Genomic DNA, 2,534 nt, shown 5'->3' on the forward strand with positions numbered 1-2,534 from the left:
TGTGACCCGCTACAAATTAGGCTATAAGCAATCGGCGATCGAAGATTTAACTACAGCCATCGAACTCAATCCTTACCGAGCCAAGTATTACAGCAATCGGGGGTTTATGCTGACTCGTTTAAAAGATTATAGTGCGGCGATCGCCGATTACAACTCGGCACTGCTGCTCAACCCTAATGTAGCTCAATCTTACTTTAACCGAGGTGCTATCCGCCTACAAATGGAAAATTCCCTGGCAGCACTAGCTGATTTTGAGTCAGCAATTCGCCTCGATAGCGCTTTTGCTAAAGCTTACTTTAACCGAGGACTGACTAGATATAAATTGAGAGAGGTTCAGGGAGCATTTGAGGATTTTCAGAAAGCTGCCGAGCTTTTTAAGCAGCAGGGGAGAATGGATTCTTATCAAGAGGCAGTTTCTCAAATTACAAAGCTATGGTGTTAGTTGAATTTGGCAATTGGGAATAGGGAATAGGGAATTGGCTATTGATAATCAGGTAAAGTGCACTGAAGAGCACCCTACCCTTATCTTTATTGCGTGAGCCTTGTTAAAGTTAGCCAACTCTCAAGGCGGCGTCTCCGGGGGGCAAGTTATCGGCAACGTAAGCAGAAGAAAAGTTAATTTCAAAAGCAGCATTTTGAACTGCTGCAGGAGTGGCATTTTGAACCACAGCCAAAGTAGCTCCTCCAAATTGAATGAGTGTGTTGCTGCCTGATTGAGTGAATGAGGTGTTGGATAAAGGGCTGGTCAAGCCAATATGATCGCCATCTCCCGGCCTAAAATCAAGAATTATATCGCTCGTCCCATCCAACTCCAGAATTTCACCCGTAACCCGAACAAAAGTATCTGCACCTGCGCCACCAGTGAGAGTATCGCTGTCAACATCCCCGATTAAAACATCGTTACCATCGCCGCCGATTAAAATATCGTTTCCTCGGCCGCCTCGCAAAAAGTCGTTACCAGCATCACCATTGACATTATCGTCGCCGAGATTTCCGTTGATAATATCGTCGTCAACACCGCCGCTAATGGAGTCGTTACCTTTGCCGCCTCTGAGAAAGTCGTCGCCTTCTTCGCCACTGATGGTATCGTTGCCTTGGCTGCCGTTAATTCCATCACCATACGTGGCTTCACCGAGGATGCGATCGTTTGCGCTACCTCCCACTACACCGCCGGGATTTTGCTCATAGTCTTGGGGAGTGACTTGATAGTTGTTCGGGGTGTTGGCCAATCTGAGGGGTCGCAAAGGCAGATTTGCCAAATTGGTAATGTTAATGGAATCGTTAAGGAAATCAACATCGGTAATGATGCTAGAAATCCGACTGGGGACGATGCCGTCAACGACTTTTGCAGTTGAAATGCGATCGCCCTGCTGCACCGCATTCACCGTTTCAAAACCTTGAATAACGTTGCCAAAAACAGCATAACTACCATCCAAAAATGGCAACTCATCCAAAGCAAAATAAAACTGCGAAGAAGCCGAATCCAAAGCATTGGAACGAGCCATTGCCACAGCCCCGCGATTATGCCGCAACTCCGGCGTCTGGGTTACAACTTGGTTGTAAACAGGTTGCGCGGCCCCTTGCGGCTTAATTTCCAAAGGAATAAAACGCGCCTGATTGGTATCCGGGTCAATAAAACTACCCGTTCCCAATTGACTTGCTGGAATTGTCGTATTTCTGCTGCGCGGATCGCCTCCTTGCACCACAAAAGGATCTGGCTGGCGCACAACTCGGTGAAACATCACCCCGTCGTAAATGCCTCGTTCAACTAAGTCAACAAAATTTCCCGCAGTAATCGGGGCATTAGTACCGTCTACTTCGATCGTAACGGGTTGACCGTTAATTACCTGGACTACTATAGCTTTGCCGGTTAACGGGAGTGCAGCGCTCATGGGTAAATCGCTATTTGAGTGAGTGATCTTTGGGTTTTAGAAGCAATCCGCGAATTGCCCCTACCCATTTAATCAGAAAACTGTAAACTTGTCTTAAGTACAGTTCTACTTCTAAATTTATGATGTCTCGCCGCAATTTTTTTAGCACTTTATTGGCAATTTGTCTAGTTTTTCTAAGTTTCAATTTTGCCACACCTGCATTTGCCCTCGGCGGTAAGCTTCCTCCGGTAAATCAACCAGCGCCGGAGTTTTCTTTGCCGACAAACAGCGGGGACGGACAAGTGTCGCTGTCGGATTATCGCGGTAAGTGGCTGGTAGTCTATTTTTATCCGAAAGACTTTACTTCAGGATGTACGATCGAAGCGCGGAGATTTCAGCAAGACTTGCCGAAATACTTGGCAAAGAATACTCAAATTATCGGTATTAGCGCTGATGATGTCGATTCCCATGCGGAATTTTGCGATTCGGAAGGTTTGAAGTTTCCGCTGTTAGCTGATACGGATGGTAAAGTGAGTAAAGCTTACGGTTCTTGGATGAGTTTTATCTCAGCGCGACACAGTTTTATTGTAAGGATTCAGGTCAGAGGGTATTGACAAGTGTGACATTCTGGGCGGAATATTACAATTATGGAAAAAAACCTGC

At 46.2% G+C, this 2,534-nt stretch carries 3 protein-coding genes; 2 read left to right on the forward strand and 1 reads right to left on the reverse strand.

What is annotated here, in order from left to right; genetic code table 11:
- Window positions 1–442: tetratricopeptide repeat protein (locus QUA34_RS29940; RefSeq protein WP_333324561.1), on the forward strand; the 442-nt coding region annotated here is incomplete at its 5' end.
- Between the two features lie 109 nt (window positions 443–551).
- Here QUA34_RS29940 and QUA34_RS29945 read toward each other — a convergent pair.
- On the reverse strand, window positions 552–1,892 hold the full coding sequence (locus tag QUA34_RS29945; RefSeq protein WP_333391131.1) for a peptidylprolyl isomerase: 1,341 nt from the start codon (window positions 1,890–1,892) through the stop codon (window positions 552–554).
- A 119-nt stretch (window positions 1,893–2,011) separates the two neighbouring features.
- Here QUA34_RS29945 and QUA34_RS29950 point away from each other — a divergent pair, with 119 nt between their 5' ends.
- Window positions 2,012–2,485, forward strand: coding sequence for a peroxiredoxin (locus QUA34_RS29950; protein WP_333391134.1), 474 nt, complete (start codon window positions 2,012–2,014; stop codon window positions 2,483–2,485).
- Window positions 2,486–2,534: the final 49 nt, after the last annotated feature.

It is taken from the genome of Microcoleus sp. POL10_C6 (assembly GCF_036701585.1).
Lineage (GTDB): Bacteria > Cyanobacteriota > Cyanobacteriia > Cyanobacteriales > Microcoleaceae > Microcoleus.